This is a genomic window from Streptomyces sp. PL-25 (genome assembly GCF_058344915.1).
Genome location: NZ_CP136997.1, coordinates 6,783,376 through 6,801,592, shown reverse-complemented (window position 1 = coordinate 6,801,592; position 18,217 = coordinate 6,783,376). Strand labels below are relative to the sequence as shown.

4 protein-coding genes and 1 pseudogene are annotated in these 18,217 nt (G+C 74.6%); 2 read left to right on the top strand and 3 right to left on the bottom strand.

Features of this window, described 5'->3' with window-relative positions:
* Nucleotides 1-12 precede the first annotated feature (12 nt).
* The 3 genes from R4Z62_RS30195 to hemA form a co-directional block, all read right to left on the bottom strand.
* Entirely contained in the window at nt 13-10,836 is a 10,824-nt protein-coding gene (locus tag R4Z62_RS30195; RefSeq protein WP_491521453.1) for an SDR family NAD(P)-dependent oxidoreductase, read from the bottom strand.
* Complete coding sequence (locus R4Z62_RS30190) at nt 10,724-14,572, bottom strand: acyltransferase domain-containing protein (protein WP_491521452.1); 3,849 nt, start codon at nt 14,570-14,572, stop codon at nt 10,724-10,726. The genes R4Z62_RS30195 and R4Z62_RS30190 overlap by 113 nt, the downstream gene beginning before the upstream one ends.
* A 252-nt stretch (nt 14,573-14,824) precedes the next feature.
* Complete coding sequence (hemA, locus tag R4Z62_RS30185) at nt 14,825-16,069, bottom strand: 5-aminolevulinate synthase (RefSeq protein WP_064536496.1); 1,245 nt, start codon at nt 16,067-16,069, stop codon at nt 14,825-14,827.
* Nucleotides 16,070-16,279: 210 nt separating this feature from the next.
* Here hemA and R4Z62_RS30180 point away from each other — a divergent pair, with 210 nt between their 5' ends.
* Both R4Z62_RS30180 and R4Z62_RS30175 read left to right on the top strand, forming a co-directional pair.
* Nucleotides 16,280-17,824, top strand: coding sequence for a class I adenylate-forming enzyme family protein (locus R4Z62_RS30180; RefSeq protein WP_355480936.1), 1,545 nt, complete (start codon nt 16,280-16,282; stop codon nt 17,822-17,824).
* Nucleotides 17,821-18,114 (top strand): annotated as a pseudogene (locus tag R4Z62_RS30175) (hypothetical protein); the annotation flags it as partial. The gene R4Z62_RS30180 and the pseudogene R4Z62_RS30175, both read left to right, overlap by 4 nt.
* Between the last annotated feature and the right edge of the window lie 103 nt (nt 18,115-18,217).

The following is an 18,217-nucleotide window of genomic DNA, read 5'->3' as shown; positions in this document are numbered from 1 at the left end:
GCCAGCTCTCTCTCAGGCGTTGCCGAAGTCGTTGTCGAGCAGGGCGAACAACTCGTCCGCTGTCGCCGTTTCCGTCGCCGTGGCGGTGTCGTCCACCGGTGCGGGCGGTGGTGCCTCGCCGTCCGGCGCGCCGGTGCGCCGATCCCAGCCGCGCAGCAGCTCGTTCAGCCGTTCGCCGACCCCGTCGGTGCCGGCCGCTCGGGGCGGGACGGCCGCGAGGAGCGCGGCCAGCCGGTCCAGCTCGGCCAGCAGCGGCGAGGGCGGTTCGGGCGCGGCGGACAGCTCCGCGTCCAGGTATCCGGCGAGCGCCTCGGGCGTCGGGTGGTCGAAGACGACCGTCGGCGGGACGGCCAGGCCGGTGGCCTCACACAGCGCGTTCCTGAACCGCACCGCGAGCATCGAGTCGAAGCCGACCTCGGAGAAGGAACGTTCGGGGCGCACCGGACCGGCTCCGCGATGACCGAGGACCGCGGCCGCGTGCCGGATGACCAGGTCGAGCAGCGCTTGACGGCGTGCCTGCCGGTCCAGCGGGGCCAGCCGGGCGGCCAGTCGCGCGGCGGGGGTGCCGTCGTCGTCGCCCGCGGCCTCCGCCGTCTCCTCGGCCGCCTCGGCCTCCTCGACCTGTTCGGCCTCCTCGACCGGCATGCCGGTGGCGGCCGCGGCGGCCGTCCGGCCCGGTGTGGGCAGCCAGTACCGGTCGCGCTGGAAGGGGTACGTCGGCAGCGGGAAGGGAGGCGGGCCGTCCGGCCCGGGGGCCCCCGTCCAGGGCGACCAGTCCACCGGGCCGCCGCCGGCCGCCCACGCCTCGGTCAGTGAGGCCAGCAGCCGGTCTCGGCCACCGTCGCCGCGCCGCAGCGTACCGACCGCCGACACCTCCCGCCCGGCCTCCGCGGCCACCGCCTCGATCCCGGCGAGCAGCACCGGGTGTGGGCTGACCTCGACGAACAGGGTGTGACCGGCGTCCAGCAGGGTGCGGGTCGCACCGGCGAAGTCGACCGGCTCGCGCAGGTTGCGGTACCAGTAGGCGGCGTCGAGCGATTCTCCGGCGACGGGTCCGCCGGTCACCGTCGAGTAGAGCGGGACGGCCGAGGCGCGGGGCCGTATCCCGGTGAGGGCTTGGCGCAGTTCGTCCTCGATCTCGGCGACCTGGGCCGAGTGGGCCGCGTAGTCGACCGGGATCGCCTTGGCCCGTACGCCTTCCCGGGCGCAGACCGCGAGCAGGGCGGTCAGTTCCTCGGGCTCCCCGGCGATGACCACGGCTCCGGGGCCGTTCACCGCGGCCACGCACACGCGTCCGCCGGGGGGCAGCAGACTCGTGGTCCGCTCGGTGGAGGCGGCGACCGACACCATGCCGCCGCGTCCCGCCAGCCTCAGCAGCGCCCGGCTGCGCAGCGCCACCACGAGGGCCGCGTCGTCGAGCGACAGTGCTCCGGCGACGCAGGCGGCGGCGATCTCGCCCTGGCTGTGCCCGACGACCGCGTCCGGGGTGACCCCGGTGTCGCGCCAGTGCGCGGCCAGCGCGACCAGCACGGCGAAGAGCACCGGCTGGACGACGTCCACGCGGTCGAGTGCCGGTGCGCCGGGCGTGCCGCGCAGGACCTCGGTCAGGGACCAGTCGGTGTGCGGGGCGAGCGCCCGTTCGCAGGCGGCGACGGCGGTGGCGAACGCCTCGGAGGTGTCGAGCGCCGCCACGGCCATGCCTGCCCACTGCGAGCCCTGGCCGGGGAAGACGAAGACCGTGCGGCCGCCGCGCGCCCGGTCCTGCACGGCGTCGGGCGCGGGTTCTCCCGCCGCGAGCGCGTCCAGCCAGCCGAGGAGCGCGTCGCGGTCGCGGCCGGTGGCGGCCGCCCGGAAGGGCAGGGCGGGGCGGGTGGTGGCGAGCGCGCGGGCCGGTCCGGCGGCGCCCCCGCCGGGATCGGCCCGCAGGTGCTCGCCCAGTCGGCGCGCCTGCCGGCGCAGGGCCGCGGGGGTCATGGCGGAGAGCAGCCAGGGAACCGTGGTCCCGGTGTCCTCGGACGGTTCGCCGCATGTGCCGTGGGCCGGCCGGGCTTCGGCGGCGGGTGCTTCCTCCAGGATGGCGTGGGCGTTGGTGCCGCTCATGCCGAACGCGGAGACGCCGGCGCGGCGCGGCCGGCCGCCGTCCGGGGCGTCCCAGGGGCGGGCGTCCGCGAGCAGCCGTACCGCGCCGGCCGACCAGTCCACCCGGCTGGACGCCTGCTGTGCGTGCAGGGTGGCGGGGAGCACGCCGTTGCGCAGTGCGAGGACCGTCTTGATGACCCCGGCGACCCCGGCGGCGGCCTGGGTGTGCCCGATGTTCGACTTCAACGACCCCAGCCACAACGGCCGGTCGGCCGGCCGGTCCTGACCGTACGTGGCCAGCAGCGCCTGCGCCTCGATCGGGTCGCCGAGGACGGTGCCGGTGCCGTGCGCCTCGACCAGGTCGATGTCGGCGCCGGACAGTCCCGCCGTGGCCAGCGCGGTCCTGATCACCCGCTGCTGCGCGGGGCCGCTCGGGGCGGTGAGGCCGTTGCTGGCACCGTCCTGGTTCACCGCGGTGCCCCGTACGAGGGCGAGGACCGGATGCCCGAGGCGGCGCGCGTCAAAGAGGCGTTCCACGAGCAGTACGCCCACCCCTTCGCCCCAGCCCGTACCGTTGGCCCCTTCGGCGAAGGAGCGGCAGCGGCCGTCGGGCGACAGGCCCTGCTGACGGCTGAACTCGACGAAGACGTCCGGGCTCGCCATCACCGCGGCGCCGCCGACCAGGGCGAACGAGCAGTCGCCGGCGCGCAGTGCCTGGCCGGCCAGGTGCAGTGCCACCAGCGAGGACGAGCAGGCCGTTTCCACGGTCACGGCGGGGCCGCCGAGTCCGAGGGTGTAGGCGACGCGGCCGGAGGCGACGCTGGTGACCGTGCCGCTGAGGAGGTGCCCCTCGATCTCGTCGGACGGGTCCTGCGGGCCGGTGCCGTAGCCCTGGGCGGCGACGCCGACGTAGACGCCGCCGTCGCTGCCGCGTACCGACGTGGGATCGAGTCCCGCCCGTTCCAGCGCCTCCCAGCTGGTTTCGAGCAGCAGGCGCTGCTGCGGGTCCATGGCCAGTGCTTCACGCGGGGAGATGCCGAAGAACTCCGCGTCGAACTCGGCCGCCCCGTCCAGGAATCCGCCGCCGGTGGTGTAGAAGGTGCCCGGGTGCAGGGGGTCCGGGTCGTAGAGGGTGTCCAGCGGCCAGCCGCGGTCGGCGGGCAGCGCGGTGACCGCGTCCACTCCGTCGGCCACCAGCCGCCACAGGTCATCGGGCGAGCGGACGCCGCCCGGGAATCGGCAGGCCATCGAGACGATCGCCAGGGGCTCCACGTCCGCCGCGGGGCCGGCCGCGCCGCCGACGGCGGCTGAGGCTGCGGCTGCGGCTGCGGCTGCGGCTGCGGCTGCGGAGTCCGCCGCGGCCGTGCCGGTCGTGTCGGTCGTGCCCGTCGTTCCGGTCGTGCCGGTCGTGCCCGTCGTGTCGGTCGCGCCGTCGGCGTTTCGCTCCGTGCCGTTCAGTTCGGCGAAGAGGTGCGCGGCGAGGGCCGCTGCCGTCGGGTGGTCGAAGACAGAGGTGAGCGCGAGCGGCAGAGCGGTGGCCGCGACCAGCCGGTTGCGGAGTTCGACGGCGGTGAGCGAGTCGAAGCCGACCTCGCGGAACGGGCGGTCGGCCGCGAATCCGGCGGCCGACTCGTGGCCCAGCACGGCGGCCGCTTCGCTCCGGACCAGTTCCGTCAGCAGTTTGCGGCCCTCGGGCTCGGACAGCCGGTGCAGCCGGTGCCGCCACGACGGTTCGCCGCCCGTACCGGGCCCGGACCCGGCGGCGGCCTCCGCCGCCCGGGACTCCGGGACGGCGGGCAGGCCGCGCAGCAGCGCGCTGTCCCGCACCGAACCGAAGGTGGGCACGAAGCGGCTCCGGTCCAGCTCGGCGACGACCGGTTCGCCCTCGTCCAGGGCCAGCGCCAGGCCGAGCGCGCAGAGCGCCGCCTCGGGAGCCATCGGCACCAGCCCATGGCGGCGCAGACCGTCGCCCACGGCGCCGGCGGCCATGCCCGCGCCGGCCCAGGGGCCCCAGGCCACCGAGGTCGCCGTCAGGCCCCGGCGGCGCCTCGCCGCGGCGAGGCCGTCCAGGTAGGCGTTGGCCGCCGCGTACGCGCCCTGGCCGCCGCTGCCCCAGGTGCCCGAGATCGAGGAGAACAGCACGAAGGCGTCCAGCGGGCAGTCTTCGAACAGGGCGTCGAGGTGGGCCGCGCCGCGTGTCTTGGCCGCCGTCCGCCGGGCCAGTTCCGCCGGTGTGCAGTCCATCAGCGCGGTGTCCGAGGTGAGTCCCGCGGTGTGCACCACGCCCCGTACGGTCTCGCCCGCGTCGCGCAGCCGCTCCAGGACCCGTTCCAGCGCGGCGCGATCGGCGACGTCGCAGGCCAGTAAGGTGCTCCGGGTGCCGAGCGCCGCCAGAGCGCCGGTCAGCTCGTCGGCTCCGGGGGCCTCGGGGCCCCGTCGGCCGAGGAGGACGAGGTGTTCCGCCCCGCGCTCCGCGAGCCAGCGCGCCACCTGGGCGCCGAGGCCGCCGGTGCCGCCGGTGACGAGGACCGTGCCGCGCGCCGCCCACGGTGCGGGCGCGGGTGCCGCGGGCTCCGGCGCGGGGACGAGGCGGCGGCCCAGCGGGACCGGCGCGCGTACGGCCACCTGGTCCTCGCCGTCCCGTCCGGCCAGTACCGCGCACAGCCCGTCCAGCGCGGGCCCGTCCAGCCGGTCCGGCAGGTCGACCAGGCCGCCCCAGCGCAACGGGTGCTCCAGTGCCGCCACCCGGCCAAGGCCCCACACCTGCGCCTGCTCGGGACGGATCTCTTCCGTGCCGTCAGCGGCCACCGCGCCGCGGGTGGCGCACCACAGGGGTGCGTCGATACCGCTGTCGCCCAGCGCCTGGAGCAGCAGCAAGGTCCCGGTCAGGCAGGCGTCGAGCGTCCGCAGGCCCGGGTGGGGGCCCTCGGCCAGGGACAGCAGGGACAGGACGCCCGCGAGTACGCCGAACTCCGGCAGCAGTGAGGCAAGTTCAGCGCGTTCGACGGCGTTTCCGACCCGGATCACGAGCACGTCGGCGCCGTGTCCGGCGAGGGCCTGTTCGCAGGCGAGCGCGGTGTCCTCGGCGCCGGGCCCGTCCGGGGTGACGAGCAGCCAGCGACCGGAGAGGCGGGGCTCCGCGGGCGCGGTGAGCGGCTCCCAGGCGATGCGGTAGCGCTGGGGACCGGCGGGCACCGCGGTCCCCCGGCGGCGCCAGGCGGCGGGGGCCGGGTCCGGGGCGGCTTCCGGCCAGAAGCGCCTGCGCTGGAAGGCGTAGGTGGGCAGGTCGACCCGCCGCACGTCGGTGCCGCTCCAGCCCGCCGACCAGTCCACCGGTACGCCGCGCAGGTGCAGCGAGGCGAGTGCGGTGCGGACCGCCTCCGGCTCGCCGCGGCCGTCGCGCAGCAGCGGCACCGTCCCGGCGCCGCCGGGGGCAGGAGCAGGGGCGGGGTCGGGGCCGGGGTCGGGATCGGGGCCGGGGTCGGAGAGACAGGCGTGGAGCATGCCGGACAGCACGCCGCCCGGTCCGATCTCGAGGTACGTCGTCGCGCCCTCGGCCCGCAGCCGGCGGGCCCCTTCCAGGAAGCGCACGGTGCCCCGGACGTGGCGTACCCAGTGGTCGGGTGAGCGGAGCTCCGCGGCCGTGGCCGTACGCCCGGTCAGGTTGGAGACGATCTCGATGCCGGGCGCGTGGTAGGTCAGCGACTCGGCCACGTCCCGGAACGCGTCGAGCATCCCGTCCGTCCGGGCGGAGTGGAACGCGTGGCTCACCTTCAGGCGCCGGGTCCGCCGTCCGCGGGAGCGGAACGTACCGGCCAGGCGCCGTACCGCGTCCGCGTCACCGGACAGGACCACCGAGGCGGGTCCGTTGACGGCGGCGATGTCCACCGCGTCCCGGCCCGGTTCCCGGCCCGCTTCCCGCTCCGGGACGGGGTGCCCGGCGCGGTCGTCCAGCAGGGCCTGCCGCACTTCCTCCTCGGTGGCCTCCACCGCCACCATCGCCCCGCCCTCGGGCAGTTCGTCCATCAGCCGGCCCCGGGCCGCGACCAGCGCGCAGGCGTCGGGCAGGTCCAGCACGCCCGCCGCATGGGCGGCGGCGAGTTCACCGATGGAGTGCCCCATCAGCAGGTCGGGCCGCACACCCCAGTGCCGTACGAGCCGGAACAGCGCCGTCTCCAGGGCGAACAGGGCGGGCTGGGTGTACCGGGTGCGGTCGAGCAGGTCCGCGCGGGGGGTTCCGGGCCCGGCGAACAGGATGTCGCGCAGGGGGAGGTCGAGGTGCGGGTCCAAGCCGGTCAGCACCTCGTCGAGGGCGTCGGCAAACACCGGGTCCTCACGGTAGAGCTCCGCACCCGCTCCGGCCCGCTGGCTGCCCTGTCCCGGGAAGAGGAAGGCGGTCCGGCCGGGGCGTACGGGACCGCCGGTGAGCAGCCGGCCCGCTGACCTGCCGTGCGCGAGTGCGGTGAGCGAGCGCCGGACGGCCGCCCGGCCTCGTCCCAGGACGACGGCCCGGTGTTCCAGCGGCGCACGTCCCGTGGCGAGCGAGTAGGCGACGTCCGGCAGTTCGAGGTCCGGGTCGGCATCGAGCCGGTTCACCAGCCGGCCGGCCTGTGCGCGCAGGGCCTCGGGTGTCCTGGCCGAGAGCAGCAACGGCACGGGCGGGCCGGTACGGCGGGCGGTGGGGGTGAGCGCTGGGGTGGCGGGGGTGGCGGCGGCGGTGGTGTCCGAGGCGGGCACGTCCGGGGTGCCGGTACGGTCCGGAGCGGGCACGGCCGCTACGGCAGGCGCCTGCTCGATGATCACGTGTGCGTTGGTGCCGCTGATGCCGAACGACGACACGCCCGCCCGACGCGGACTCCCGGTCTCCGGCCACGGGGTGCGCGCGGTGAGCAGGCGGATGCCACCGCCGGACCAGTCGACGTGCGGGTTCGGCGTCCCGGCGTGCAGGGTTCCCGGCAGTTCGCCGTGGCGGATGGCCAGCACCATCTTCATCACCCCGGCCACCCCGGCCGCCGCCTGGGTGTGCCCGATGTTCGACTTCACCGAGCCGAGCCACAGCGGGCGGTCCGCCGGGCGCGCCGGTCCGTGGACGGCTTGGAGCGCCTGCGCTTCGATGGGATCGCCGAGCCTCGTCCCGGTGCCGTGGGCCTCGATCGCGTCGATCTGCTCGGCGCGCAGCGCGGCGTCGGCCAGGGCGGCGCGGATGACCTGCTGCTGGGACGGGCCGTTGGGGGCGGTGAGCCCGTTGCTGGCGCCGTCCTGGTTCACGGCGGTACCGCTGATCAGCGCGAGTACGGGATGGCCGTGGCGCAGGGCGTCGCTGTGGCGCTCCAGCAGCAGCACTCCGGCGCCCTCGCCCCAGCCCGTGCCGTCCGCCTCCGCCGAGAACGCCTTGCACCGTCCGTCGGCGGCGAGCCCGCGCTGACGGCTGAACTCCACGAAGAGCCGCGGGGTGCTCATCACCGTCACCCCGCCCGCGAGGGCCTGCTCGCAATCGCCGCGCCGCAGCGCCTGTACGGCCAGGTGGAGCGCCACCAGCGACGAGGAACACGCGGTGTCGACGGTGAGCGAGGGCCCCCGGAGGCCGAGGACGTAGGACAGCCGCCCCGACAGCACGCTGGCCGTGTTGCCGGTCAGCAGATGGCCCTCGGACACTCCCTCGGCGCCCTCCAGCAGCGCCGAGTAGTCCTGGCCGTTGGTGCCGATGTAGACGCCGACCTGCCGGTCCTTCAGCGCGGTCGGGTCCTGTCCGGCGCCCTCGACCGCCTCCCAGGCGGTTTCCAGGAGCAGCCGCTGCTGCGGGTCCATGGCCAGGGCCTCGCGCGGCGAGATGCCGAAGAACTCCGCGTCGAACTCGGCGGCATCGTGCAGGAACCCGCCCTGCCTGGTGTACGTGGTGCCGGTGCGGTCGGGGTCCGGGTCGTACAGCCCCTCGGAGTCCCAGCCGCGGTTCGAGGGCCAGTCGCCGACGGCGTCGACGCCTTTCGAGACCAGGTGCCAGAAGTCCTCGGGCCGCGCGACCCCACCGGGGAAGCGGCAGCCCATGCCGACGACGGCGATCGGCTCGCTGCCGCCGGGCTCCGCCGCTCGGCTCGCCTCGGCGCCGGCGGAGCGGTCGGACCCGGCGGTGCCGCCCGCCGCGTCCGGCAGGTCCAGGTCCGCGAGCAGCCGCCCGGCCAGTGCCGACGGCGTGGGATGGTCGAACAGGACGGCGGCGGGCAGGGCAAGACCGGTCACGGCGGCGAGCCGGTTGCGCAGCTCGACCGCCGTCAGCGAGTCGAAGCCGAGCGCGGAGAACGCCTTTCCGGGCTGGACCGCGTCGACGTCGGGGTGGCGCAGGACCGTCGCCGCGTGGGTGCGTACCAGTTCGGTGAGCGCCCTGACCCGGTCCTCGTGGCCCGGCAGTACGGCGATCCGCTGCCGCAGGGCGTCGGCGGAGCCGCCGCCCTCCCGGGGCGCCGGCGGTGCGGTGGCGCCGGGGGCGGGCCGCGCGGCAGCCGGGTCCGGCATCCCGTCGAGCAGGGCGGCGGACCGCGGGCCCATGGCCGTGGTGAAGCGCCGCCAGTCGACATCGGCGACCACGACCAGCGCGTCGTCCTCCGCGAGTGCCCGGCCGATCGCGGTGACGGCCGTCTCGGGCTCCATCACCGGCATACCCGAGTCCCGCAGCCGCGCGGCGACGTCGTCCGCCAGCATGCCCGGTCCGGCCCAGGCTCCCCAGGCCACGGACGTGCCGGGCAGCCCGGCCGCCCGGCGGGCGGCGACGAGTGCGTCGACGGCGGCGTTGGCGGCCGCGTAGTTGCCCTGCCCGGCGTTGCCCACGACGCCCATCACCGACGAGAACACCACGAAGGCCGACAGGTCGAGACCCGCGGTGGCCTCGTGCAGGTTCCGTGCGGTGGTCAGTTTGGCGCGCAGCACCGCGGCGAGCCGTGCGGGGTCGAGCGCGTCGAGCACACCGTCGTCGAGGACGCCCGCCGCGTGGATGACGGCGGACAGCGGGTGTCGCGCCGGGATGTCGGCGACCAGCGCCGTCAGTGCGGCCGGGTCGGCGGCGTCGCAGGCCGCGAAGACCGCTTCGGCGCCCAGCGCCGCCAGTTCCGCCCGCAGCGCGTCCGCGCCGGGCGCGTCGGCGCCGCGACGGCTGACCAGCAGCAGCCGCTCCGCGCCCTGGCCCGCGAGCCAGCGGGCCGTGTGCGAGCCGACGCCACCGGTGCCGCCGGTGACGAGGACCGTCCCCCGCCAGCGCGGTCGCGTACGCGCCCGGACGGCCGCGCCGTCCTGGCCCCCCTCGCGGCCCTTCGGCGGCACGGACGGCGGGGCGGGCCGGAGGCGGCGTCCGTGGACCCCGGTGGAGCGCACCGCCACCTGTTCCTCATCGGCCGCGGCTCCCGCGAGCACCGCGCACAAGCGGCGGGCGGCCCGTGCGTCCAGCACCTCGGGCAGGTCGATCAGACCGCCCCGGCGATGCGGGTGCTCCAGCGCCAGCGTCCGGCCCAGGGCGGCGGACGCGGCCTGACCGACGTGTCCGGGCCGCTCCGCGCCGCCGAGGACCGCCGTTCCCTTCGTCAGCGTCCAGAGCCGGGCGTCGACGGCCGCGTCCTCCAGCGCCTGGGCCAGCGCGAGGGTCAGTGCCGTACCGCCGGGCAGGTCCGGGTGTTCGGGATGGGGGCGCTCCTCCCAGGACAGCAGGGACAGCACGCCGGCGATCGGCTGCTCCCCGGCGGTCTTCGTGAGCAGAGCGGCCAGTTGTTCGCGGGTCGCGCCCGGATCGGCGACGACGCACGGGACGAGGTCGGCTCCGGCCTCGGCGAGGGCGTCCAGGACGGCCGCCGCGTCGTCGCCCTCGGGACGCAGGGCCAGCCAGCGACCGGCGAGGCCGTCCGCCGGCGCGACCGACAGGGGTGCCCAGGCAACGCGGTAGCGCCAGGATTCCGCCCGCCGTTCCCGGCTTCTGACGGTCCGCCAGCTCACCAGGGCCGGCAGGACTTCGTCCAGGGCCGCGCGGCCGACCCCGAGGGTTTCGGCGAGCCGGGCGGGGTCCTGTGACTCCAGATCGTCCCAGCGGTCCTCGGCGGGGGCGGCCGGGACGGCGGCGGGGGCCGTCAGCCAGTAGCGGCTGCGCTGGAAGGCGTACGTCGGCAACTCCACCCGCCGCGCCCCCGGGAACACCCCGGACCAGTCCACCTCCAGACCCCGTTCCCACGCGCGGCCCACCGCACGCAACACCTGCTCCAGGCCACCCTCCCCGCGCCGCAACGTCCCCAGCACCGCCGCGTCCGCACCAGCCGCCTCCACCGACTCCCCCACCGCCACACCCAGCACGGGGTGCGGACCGGCCTCGACGAAGACGCGGTGCCCGGCCGCGAGGAGCGAGCGGGTCGCCCGCTCGAACTCGACGGTCTCCCGCAGATTCCGGTACCAGTACCCGGCGTCCAGAGCGCCTGTGTCCAGCAGGCCGCCCGTCACGCTCGAATAGAACGGCACCGCACCGGAAAGCGGCACGATGTCTGCCAGTTCAGCGAGCAACCGCTCCCGGATCTCCTCCACATGCGAGGAATGCGACGCGTAATCCACCTCGATCAACCGCGCACGCACACCCTCCCCGACCAACCCCTCCACCAACGCCGAGACCGCGTCCGCGTCACCCGAAACCACCGTCGAGGAAGGCCCGTTGACCGCCGCCACCGACAACCGGCCGCCCCACTTCTCCAGACGCCCACGCACCTCCCCCACCGGCAACGGCACCGACGCCATGCCCCCACGCCCCGCCAGCGCCCCCACCGCACGAGAACGCAACGCGACCACCCCGCGCCCCGTCCTCCAGACTCAGCCCACCCGCCACACACGCAGCCGCGATCTCCCCCTGCGAGTGGCCCACCACCGCATCAGGAACCACACCGAACGAACCCCACACCCCCGCCAACGACACCATCACCGCCCACAACACCGGCTGCACCACATCAACCCGCCCCAGCAGCCCCTCCGACCCCAGCGCCTCCCCCAACGACCAATCCACATAAGGCGCCAGAGCCCGCCCGCACTCCGCCATCCGCCCCGCAAAAACCCCCGACTCACCCAACAGCCCCGCAGCCATCCCCACCCACTGCGAACCCTGACCCGGAAACACCAACACCGAACGGCCGGAGACCAACCCGCCACCCGACACCAGCCCGGGTACCGGTGCCGAACGCCCTTCCGCCAGCGCCTTCACCCCACCGAGCAACTCACCGCGGTCCCCGCCCACCACCACGGCACGGTGCTCGAACGACGCACGCCCCGTCGCCAGCGAATAGCCCACGTCCGCCACATCAAGTCCGGGCTCCGCCGCCACCCGCGCCGCCAACGCCTCCGCCTGCGCCCGCAGTGCCTCCGCACTGCGCGCCGACACCGGCCACACGACCGTTCCAGGGCGCCGGGCATCCGCCGGTGTCCCGGCGGGGGCCTCGGCCAGGGCCTCGGTCGGAGCCTCGGACGGGGCAGCCTCCAAGATCACGTGAGCATTGGTCCCGCTGATACCGAAGGAGGACACACCCGTCCGGCGCGGACGGCCCGTGTCGTCCCAGGCGCGGGCCTCCGTCAGCAGCCGGCCGGCCCCCGCCGACCAGTCCACCTCCGGCGTCGGACCGTCCACATGCAGCGTCTTCGGCATCACCCCGTGCCGCATCGCCAGCACCGACTTGATGACACCGCCCACGCCCGCCGCGGCCTGGGTATGGCCGATGTTGGACTTCAGCGAGCCGATCCACACCGGACGGTCACCGGGCCGGTCCTGGCCGTACGTCGCCAGCAACGCCCGCGCCTCGATCGGGTCACCCAGCCTGGTCCCCGTACCGTGCGCCTCCACCACATCCACCTCGGACGCCGTCAGCCCCGCGTCCGCCAACGCCGCGCGGATCACCCGCCCCTGCGACGGGCCACTGGGCGCCGTCAGGCCGTTGCTCGCACCGTCCTGGTTCGTCGCCGAACCACGGACGACGGCCAGCACCGGATGCCCGTGACGCCGGGCGTCCGACAACCGCTCCAGCAGCAGCATCCCCACACCCTCGGCCAGGCCGAAGCCGTCGGCGGCTGCCGCGAAGGACTTGCAGCGGCCGTCCGGGGCCAGACCGCCCTGGCGGCTGAACTCCACGAGCATGCCGAGGGTGGACATCACGGTCGCGCCGCCCGCCAGCGCCAGCGAGCACTCCCCCGACCGCAGCGCCCGTACCGCGAGGTGCAGGGCCACCAGCGAGGACGAGCACGCCGTGTCCACGGTGACCGCCGCTCCCTCCAGACCGAGGGTGTAGGCCAGTCGGCCCGATGCGACGCTTCCGGTGTTGCCGGTCAGCAGGTGGCCGCCCTCGTCCGCGCCCTGTTCGAGAGGGGGGCCGTAGTCCATGGTCATCGCCCCGACGTAGACGCCCGTCGAGGTCCGCCGCAGGGTGGCGGGGCGGATACCGGCCCGTTCCAGCACTTCCCAGGCCGTCTCCAGCAGCAGCCGCTGCTGCGGGTCCATCGCCGCCGCCTCGCGCGGCGAGATGCCGAAGAACTCCGCGTCGAACTCGGCCGCACCGGCGAGCGAACCTGCCTCGCGCTGGTAGTACCGGCCCGGCGTGCCCGGTGCGGGGTCGTACCGTCCGGCGGTGTCCCAGCCGCGGTCCTCGGGCAGCGCGGACACGGCGTCGGCACCTGCCGAGACCAGCTCCCAGAGTTCGTCGGGGCTGCCGACGCCGCCGGGGTAGCGGCAGCCCATTCCGACGATCACCACGGGGTCGTCGTCCGCGGGCCGTCGCACCGGCTCGTCCGCGTCCGTGTTCCTCCTGTCGGGCCGGTCGCCGCCGATCTCGGCGCAGAGGTACGCGGTCAGGGCCTCCGGGGTCGGGCAGTCGAAGACGACCGTCGCCGGGATGCGCAGCGCCGTCGCCGCGCTCAGCCGGTTGCGCAGTTCCACGGCGGTGACGGAGTCGAATCCCAGGTCGAGGAAGGCCAGGCCGGCGGGGACAGGATCGGACCGTCCGGTCAGCGCGGCGATCTCCTCGCCCACCAGCCGGGCCAGCGCGGCACGCCGCTCCGGTACGTCCATCGCGGCCAGCTCCGCGCGGAACGCGGTGGCGGCCTCCCGGTCACCGCCCGCCCCGTCCGGCCCGTCCGGCCCGTCGGCGTTCGCCGGACCGTCCTGCGCGAGCGCCGCCAGGACAGCCGTCGGCAGTTCCCGCACCCGGGCGTGCTCCGCGGCGGACAGCGCTTCCCGTTCCGGGGTGACACCGCGCACGTACAGGTCACCGAGCGAGGTCAGGAACCGGCCCGGACCGTCCTGGTCCCGGCGCAGCGTTCCGAGGACGGCGGTCCGCGCGCGGTGTTCCTCCACGCAGTCCGTGAGGGCGGAGGTCAGCACGGTGTGCGGGCTGACCTCCAGCAGGACGTCGTGGCCGTCCCGCAGCAGGGCGCCGGTCGCCTGATGGAACCTGACCGTGTTGCGCAGGTTGCGGCACCAGTAGTCGGCGTCCAGTACCGGGACGTCCAGTCGTCCGCCGGTCAGTGCGGAGTAGTAGGGCAGCTGCGGTGTGCGGGGCCGGATCGGTGCGAGGTCGGCGCTCATCCGGGGGATGATCGCGTCGATGTGGGGGGAATGGGCGGCCAGGCCCACGGCGATCCGCCGTGCGTGCACCGCCTCCGCGGCCAGGTCGGCGAGGAGTTCGGCCGCGGCGTCGCGGTCGCCGGAGACGATCACGGACCGCGGGCCGTTGTGCGCGGCAACGACGAGGCGGCCCTCCCAGCGGCGCAGCCGTGGTTCGACCTCGTCGGCCGGGGCCATGACGGAGACCATGTCGCCCTGCCCGGCCAGGGTCGCCTGGGCCTGGCTCCACAGAGCCACCACCCGCGCGGAGTCGTCCAGGGACAGCGCGCCGGAGACCGCGGCGGCGGTGACCTCGCCGACGCTGTGTCCGAGCACGGCGGCCGGTTCCACGCCGTGGGAGCGCCACAGCGCGGCGAGCGACACCGTCACGGCGAACAGCAGGGGCTGCACCACGTCGGCCCGGTCCCCGGCGGGCGCGCCCGGCGCGTCCGGGTCGCGGAGCACGTCGACGGGCGACCAGTCGACGAACGGTTCCAGGGCCTGCGCGCACGCGTCCATCCGGTCGCGGAACACCGTGAAGGTGTCCAGCAGGTCCACCGCCATCCGGGGCCATTGGGCGCCCTGTCCGGGGAACACGAAGGCGACCCGGCGGCCGGTTCCGGCGGTGCCCTCCACCAGGCCGGGCATGCTCCTGCCGTCGGCGAGCGCGTCCAGCCGCCGCAGGAACCCGTCACGGCCGTCCGCCACCAGTGCCGCCCGCCGGCTCCCCTCGGAAGCGGTGCGCGCGAGGGTGGACGCGATGTCCCGGGGGCTCCAGTCGTCACGGCCGGCCAGGTACGCGTGCAGGCCGCGCGCGCCGGCCGCCAGCGACTCCCTGCCACTGCCGGCCAGTGTCCACAGCAGCGGTGTTTCCGTACCGTCGGGGTGCGCCATCGTGTCTTCGGACTCCTTCACGGCGAGCAGGAACACCGGTCACCGGACCGTGGCGGGGTGTCCGCTCCCACGGGTCGCGCGTCGGCCGGGCGGCCTTCGTCGTGCCCGGCGTGCAGCGCCGCCGGACCTACCAGGCCGATCTTGCCCACGTCGTATAGCGGCCCGATATCGCAGGCCGCGACACGACGCGGGTACGGGGGACGGGCGGGGCGCGGAGCGGCGGAAGTGCCGTGTGCGGCCCCTTGGGGCGGGTCAGCCGTCCGTTCCGGGCGGCCGGTGCGGGCCCGGAGCTCGTGTCACTCCCAGTTCCCGCCAGATCCCGTCCAGCGCGGCGACGAACTGCTCGACCTCCGCGGGCTCGTGCACGGCTCCGGGTGCGCTCCGGAGGATCTCCTGGCCCGCGCGCACGCTCGGCGCGTTGATCGCCTGGACGTAGATGCCGTGGCGTGCCAGCAGCAGGGCGGAGATCCGGCGGGCGAGTGCGTCGTCCCCGACGAAGATCGAGACGATGTGGGACTCGTCGGAGACGAAGGGGATGCCGTGTTCCGTGAGCAGCCGGTGCGTCAGTCGCGCGTTCTCGCGGAGCCGGTCGCGTTCCTCGTCGGAGGTGCGCAGGTGCCGGACCGCGGCGAGGGCGCCCGCCACGACCGCCGGTGGCAGGGCGGTGGTGAAGATGAAGGGGCGGGACAGGCCGCGCACCGCGTCGACCAGCTCGGCGGGACCGGCGATGTATCCGCCGGTGGTGCCGAACCCCTTGGCCAGGGTTCCCATGATGACGGTGAACTCGTCCGCGATGCCCAGGCTCGCGGCGATACCGGCTCCCTCCGGCCCGTACATCCCGACCGCGTGGACCTCGTCGAGGAAGGTCATCGCGCCGTGCTCGCGGGCGATCCGGGCTATCTCGGCGAGCGGGGCGACATCACCCGCCATCGAATAGACCGACTCCATGACGATCATCTTCGGCCGACCGGGGTCGGTGGCGGATATCAGCTCTTCCAGATGCGTCATGTCGTTGTGGCGGAAAATGTGTTTCTCGGCGCCGCTGTGGCGGAGTCCGTCGATGATCGAGGCGTGGTTCATCTCGTCGGAGAAGACGACGCAGTTCTCCGGCCGGCCGGCGAGGACCGTGAGTGCTCCGTCGTTCGCGGTGTACCCGGAGGTGAAGAGAAGGGCGTCCGCCTTGCCGTGCAGATCCGCCAGTTCCTTCTCCAGCAGCACGTGGTAGTGGTTGGTCCCGCCGATGTTCCGGGAGCCGCCCGAGCCCGCGCCGTACTCGTCGAGGGCTTCGCGGGTGGCCGCCAGGACCAGCGGGTGCTGCCCCATCCCCAGGTAGTCGTTGCTGCACCACACGCTGATCTCGGAGGTGACCCCGTCCCGCAGGCTCCGGGCCGCCGGGAATTTCCCGGCGAGCCGGCCGATCTCGAGAAACTCCCGTTTCGCCTCCGGTGACCCACCTTCCCCCGTATACCGCGAGAAGAGCTCCAGGTAATGGTTCATGACGACCCTTTTCTCCGAAGACCAAGCCGATGCGGGGGCCGAACCGGTAGAGGGCATTGTCTCAGAGCGGAATATCACTTCGATGGCGCGGCCTGCGACAATTCGGCACCTCCCGCGCATCCGTTTCTTCTTTTCACACTCCTGGTGTACTTGATTCGCCTGTTGTAGGCTCTGCGGAAATTCCTCGACACGGCACCGATGGAGCTTCCTATGCCGTCGAACGAAACGTATGTCAGCCAGATCCTTCAGGTGATATCCGCGGAACCGGAGAAAATCCTCCTGTCCTGGCGCGACAAGACGCTGACCGCGGCGGAGCTGACCACCCTGGTCCGGTCGGGCGCGCAGGCCCTGCACCAGCACGCCGGCGGGATCGACGGCGGAACCGTGGTCGCCGTTCTGACCGTCACCAACACCGCCCCGACCCTGGTTCTGCGGTACGCCGCGAATCTGGCCGGGGCCACGGTGGTCCATCTGCACACCACCAACGCGGTCGACCCGGCGGACCAGTTGGCCGCCGACGCCAAGCTCAAGATCCTCCGGGAGACCGGTGCGACGCACCTGGCCGTCGACGCGGAGAACCTCGCGGCCGCCCGTGAGCTGCGCGGACGGCTGGGCACTCCGCTCACCCTCGTCGCCCTCGGCGACCTCGGCCCCGACGTCCTGGACCTGACGGCCGGGGACCCGGACGCGCTGGACCCGGCCGCCGTCGACATCGGACTCGACCGGCCCGCCGTGGTGACCTACACGAGCGGGACGACCGGCGAGCCGAAGGGCATCGCCTTCGACTTCCGGACCCGCAACGGTTTCATCTCCGCCGGACTCCGGATGGGCTGGCGGTCGGTCTATCTGGCCTGCCTCCCGCTCAGCCACTCCAGCGGCGCCACGGCCGACGACTCACTGGCGTCCGGTGGCTCGGTGGTCCTGCGGGACGGCTTCGACGCGGGTGACGTGTTGCGCTGCATCGAGCGGTACAAGATCACCCGCATGCTGCTCTCCCCTCCCCAGCTGTATCTGCTCATGGACCATCCGGAGGTCGGCTCGACCGACCTGTCCCGCCTCCAGATGGTCACGTACGTGGGCTCCCCCGCGTCCCCCGAGCGACTGGGCGAGGCGGTCAGGGTCTTCGGCGACGTGCTGATCCAGGTGTACGCCACGAGCGAGGCGGGCTTCGTCAGCATGCTCTCGCCCGCCGAGCACCTCGACCCCCGACTGCGGGTCACGGTCGGCCGGCCGATGCCCGGCTGGGTCCGGATCACCGATCCGGACGACCACCACGACCTGCCGCCGGGCGAGACCGGCGAGGTCTGTGTGCGGTCGCCGTTCACGATGAGCGAGTACGTGGCCGAGCCCGAACTCACCGCCCGGACCGTACGGGACGGCTGGGTGCACACCGGTGATCTCGGCTTCGTCGACGGTGACGGCTACCTTCACCTGCGCGGCCGGATCGGCGAGGTGATCAAGACCAATGGCATCAAGATCCATCCGGTGACCGTGGAGAACGCCTTCCTGGCCCATCCCGATGTCGTGCAGGCGGCCGTCTTCTGCGTCCGGGACCGGGACCGGGTCGAGCACCTGCACGCCGCCGTGGTGCTGCGCGAGGCGGGCACGGCCGGCCCCGGCGAACTGGCGGATCACATCCGGGCCGCCATCTCGCCCAAGCACGTTCCCGCGCAGATCCACGTCCGCCGTGCGCTGCCCCTCACCGGCGTCGGCAAACCGGACAAGGCGCGGCTGGCCGCGGAAGCGAGCGGGTGAGACCCCATGCCCCTCTCCGTGGCGTCCGTCCCGGCCGGATCCGCGCTACGGCGACCGGAGCACCCGGCGGTCGTGTCCGGTACCCGGAAGATCACCTACCGCGAGCTGTGGGACGGGGCGCGGAGGTACGCGGCGGCGCTGCGCGCGGGGCATCGGCCCCGGCGACAAGGTGGCGCCGCTGCTGCCCAGCCCGGCTGGACGCGCTCGCGGCGCACAGCACCCCGATCGACCGTCAGGTGCCGCGTGCCCCCGAGGACATCGCAGTGATCCTCTGCACCTCCGGCACCACCGGCCGGCCCGAGGGCGCCCTGCTCACCCATCTCGACGTGGTGATGAAGGTGCTGCGGGAGACCGTGCCGGACGCGAGGACGCCCGGTGTCCCGTCCGCCGGTC

Bases quoted from the DNA above. Each gene is read 5' to 3' on its own strand.
- R4Z62_RS30190 (WP_491521452.1), bottom strand. From the start codon at position 14,572: ATGGCGCACCCCGACGGTACGGAAACACCGCTGCTGTGGACACTGGCC.
- R4Z62_RS30195 (WP_491521453.1), bottom strand. From the start codon at position 10,836: ATGGCGTCGGTGCCGTTGCCGGTGGGGGAGGTGCGTGGGCGTCTGGAG.
- R4Z62_RS30180 (WP_355480936.1), top strand. From the start codon at position 16,280: ATGCCGTCGAACGAAACGTATGTCAGCCAGATCCTTCAGGTGATATCC.
- hemA (WP_064536496.1), bottom strand. From the start codon at position 16,069: ATGAACCATTACCTGGAGCTCTTCTCGCGGTATACGGGGGAAGGTGGG.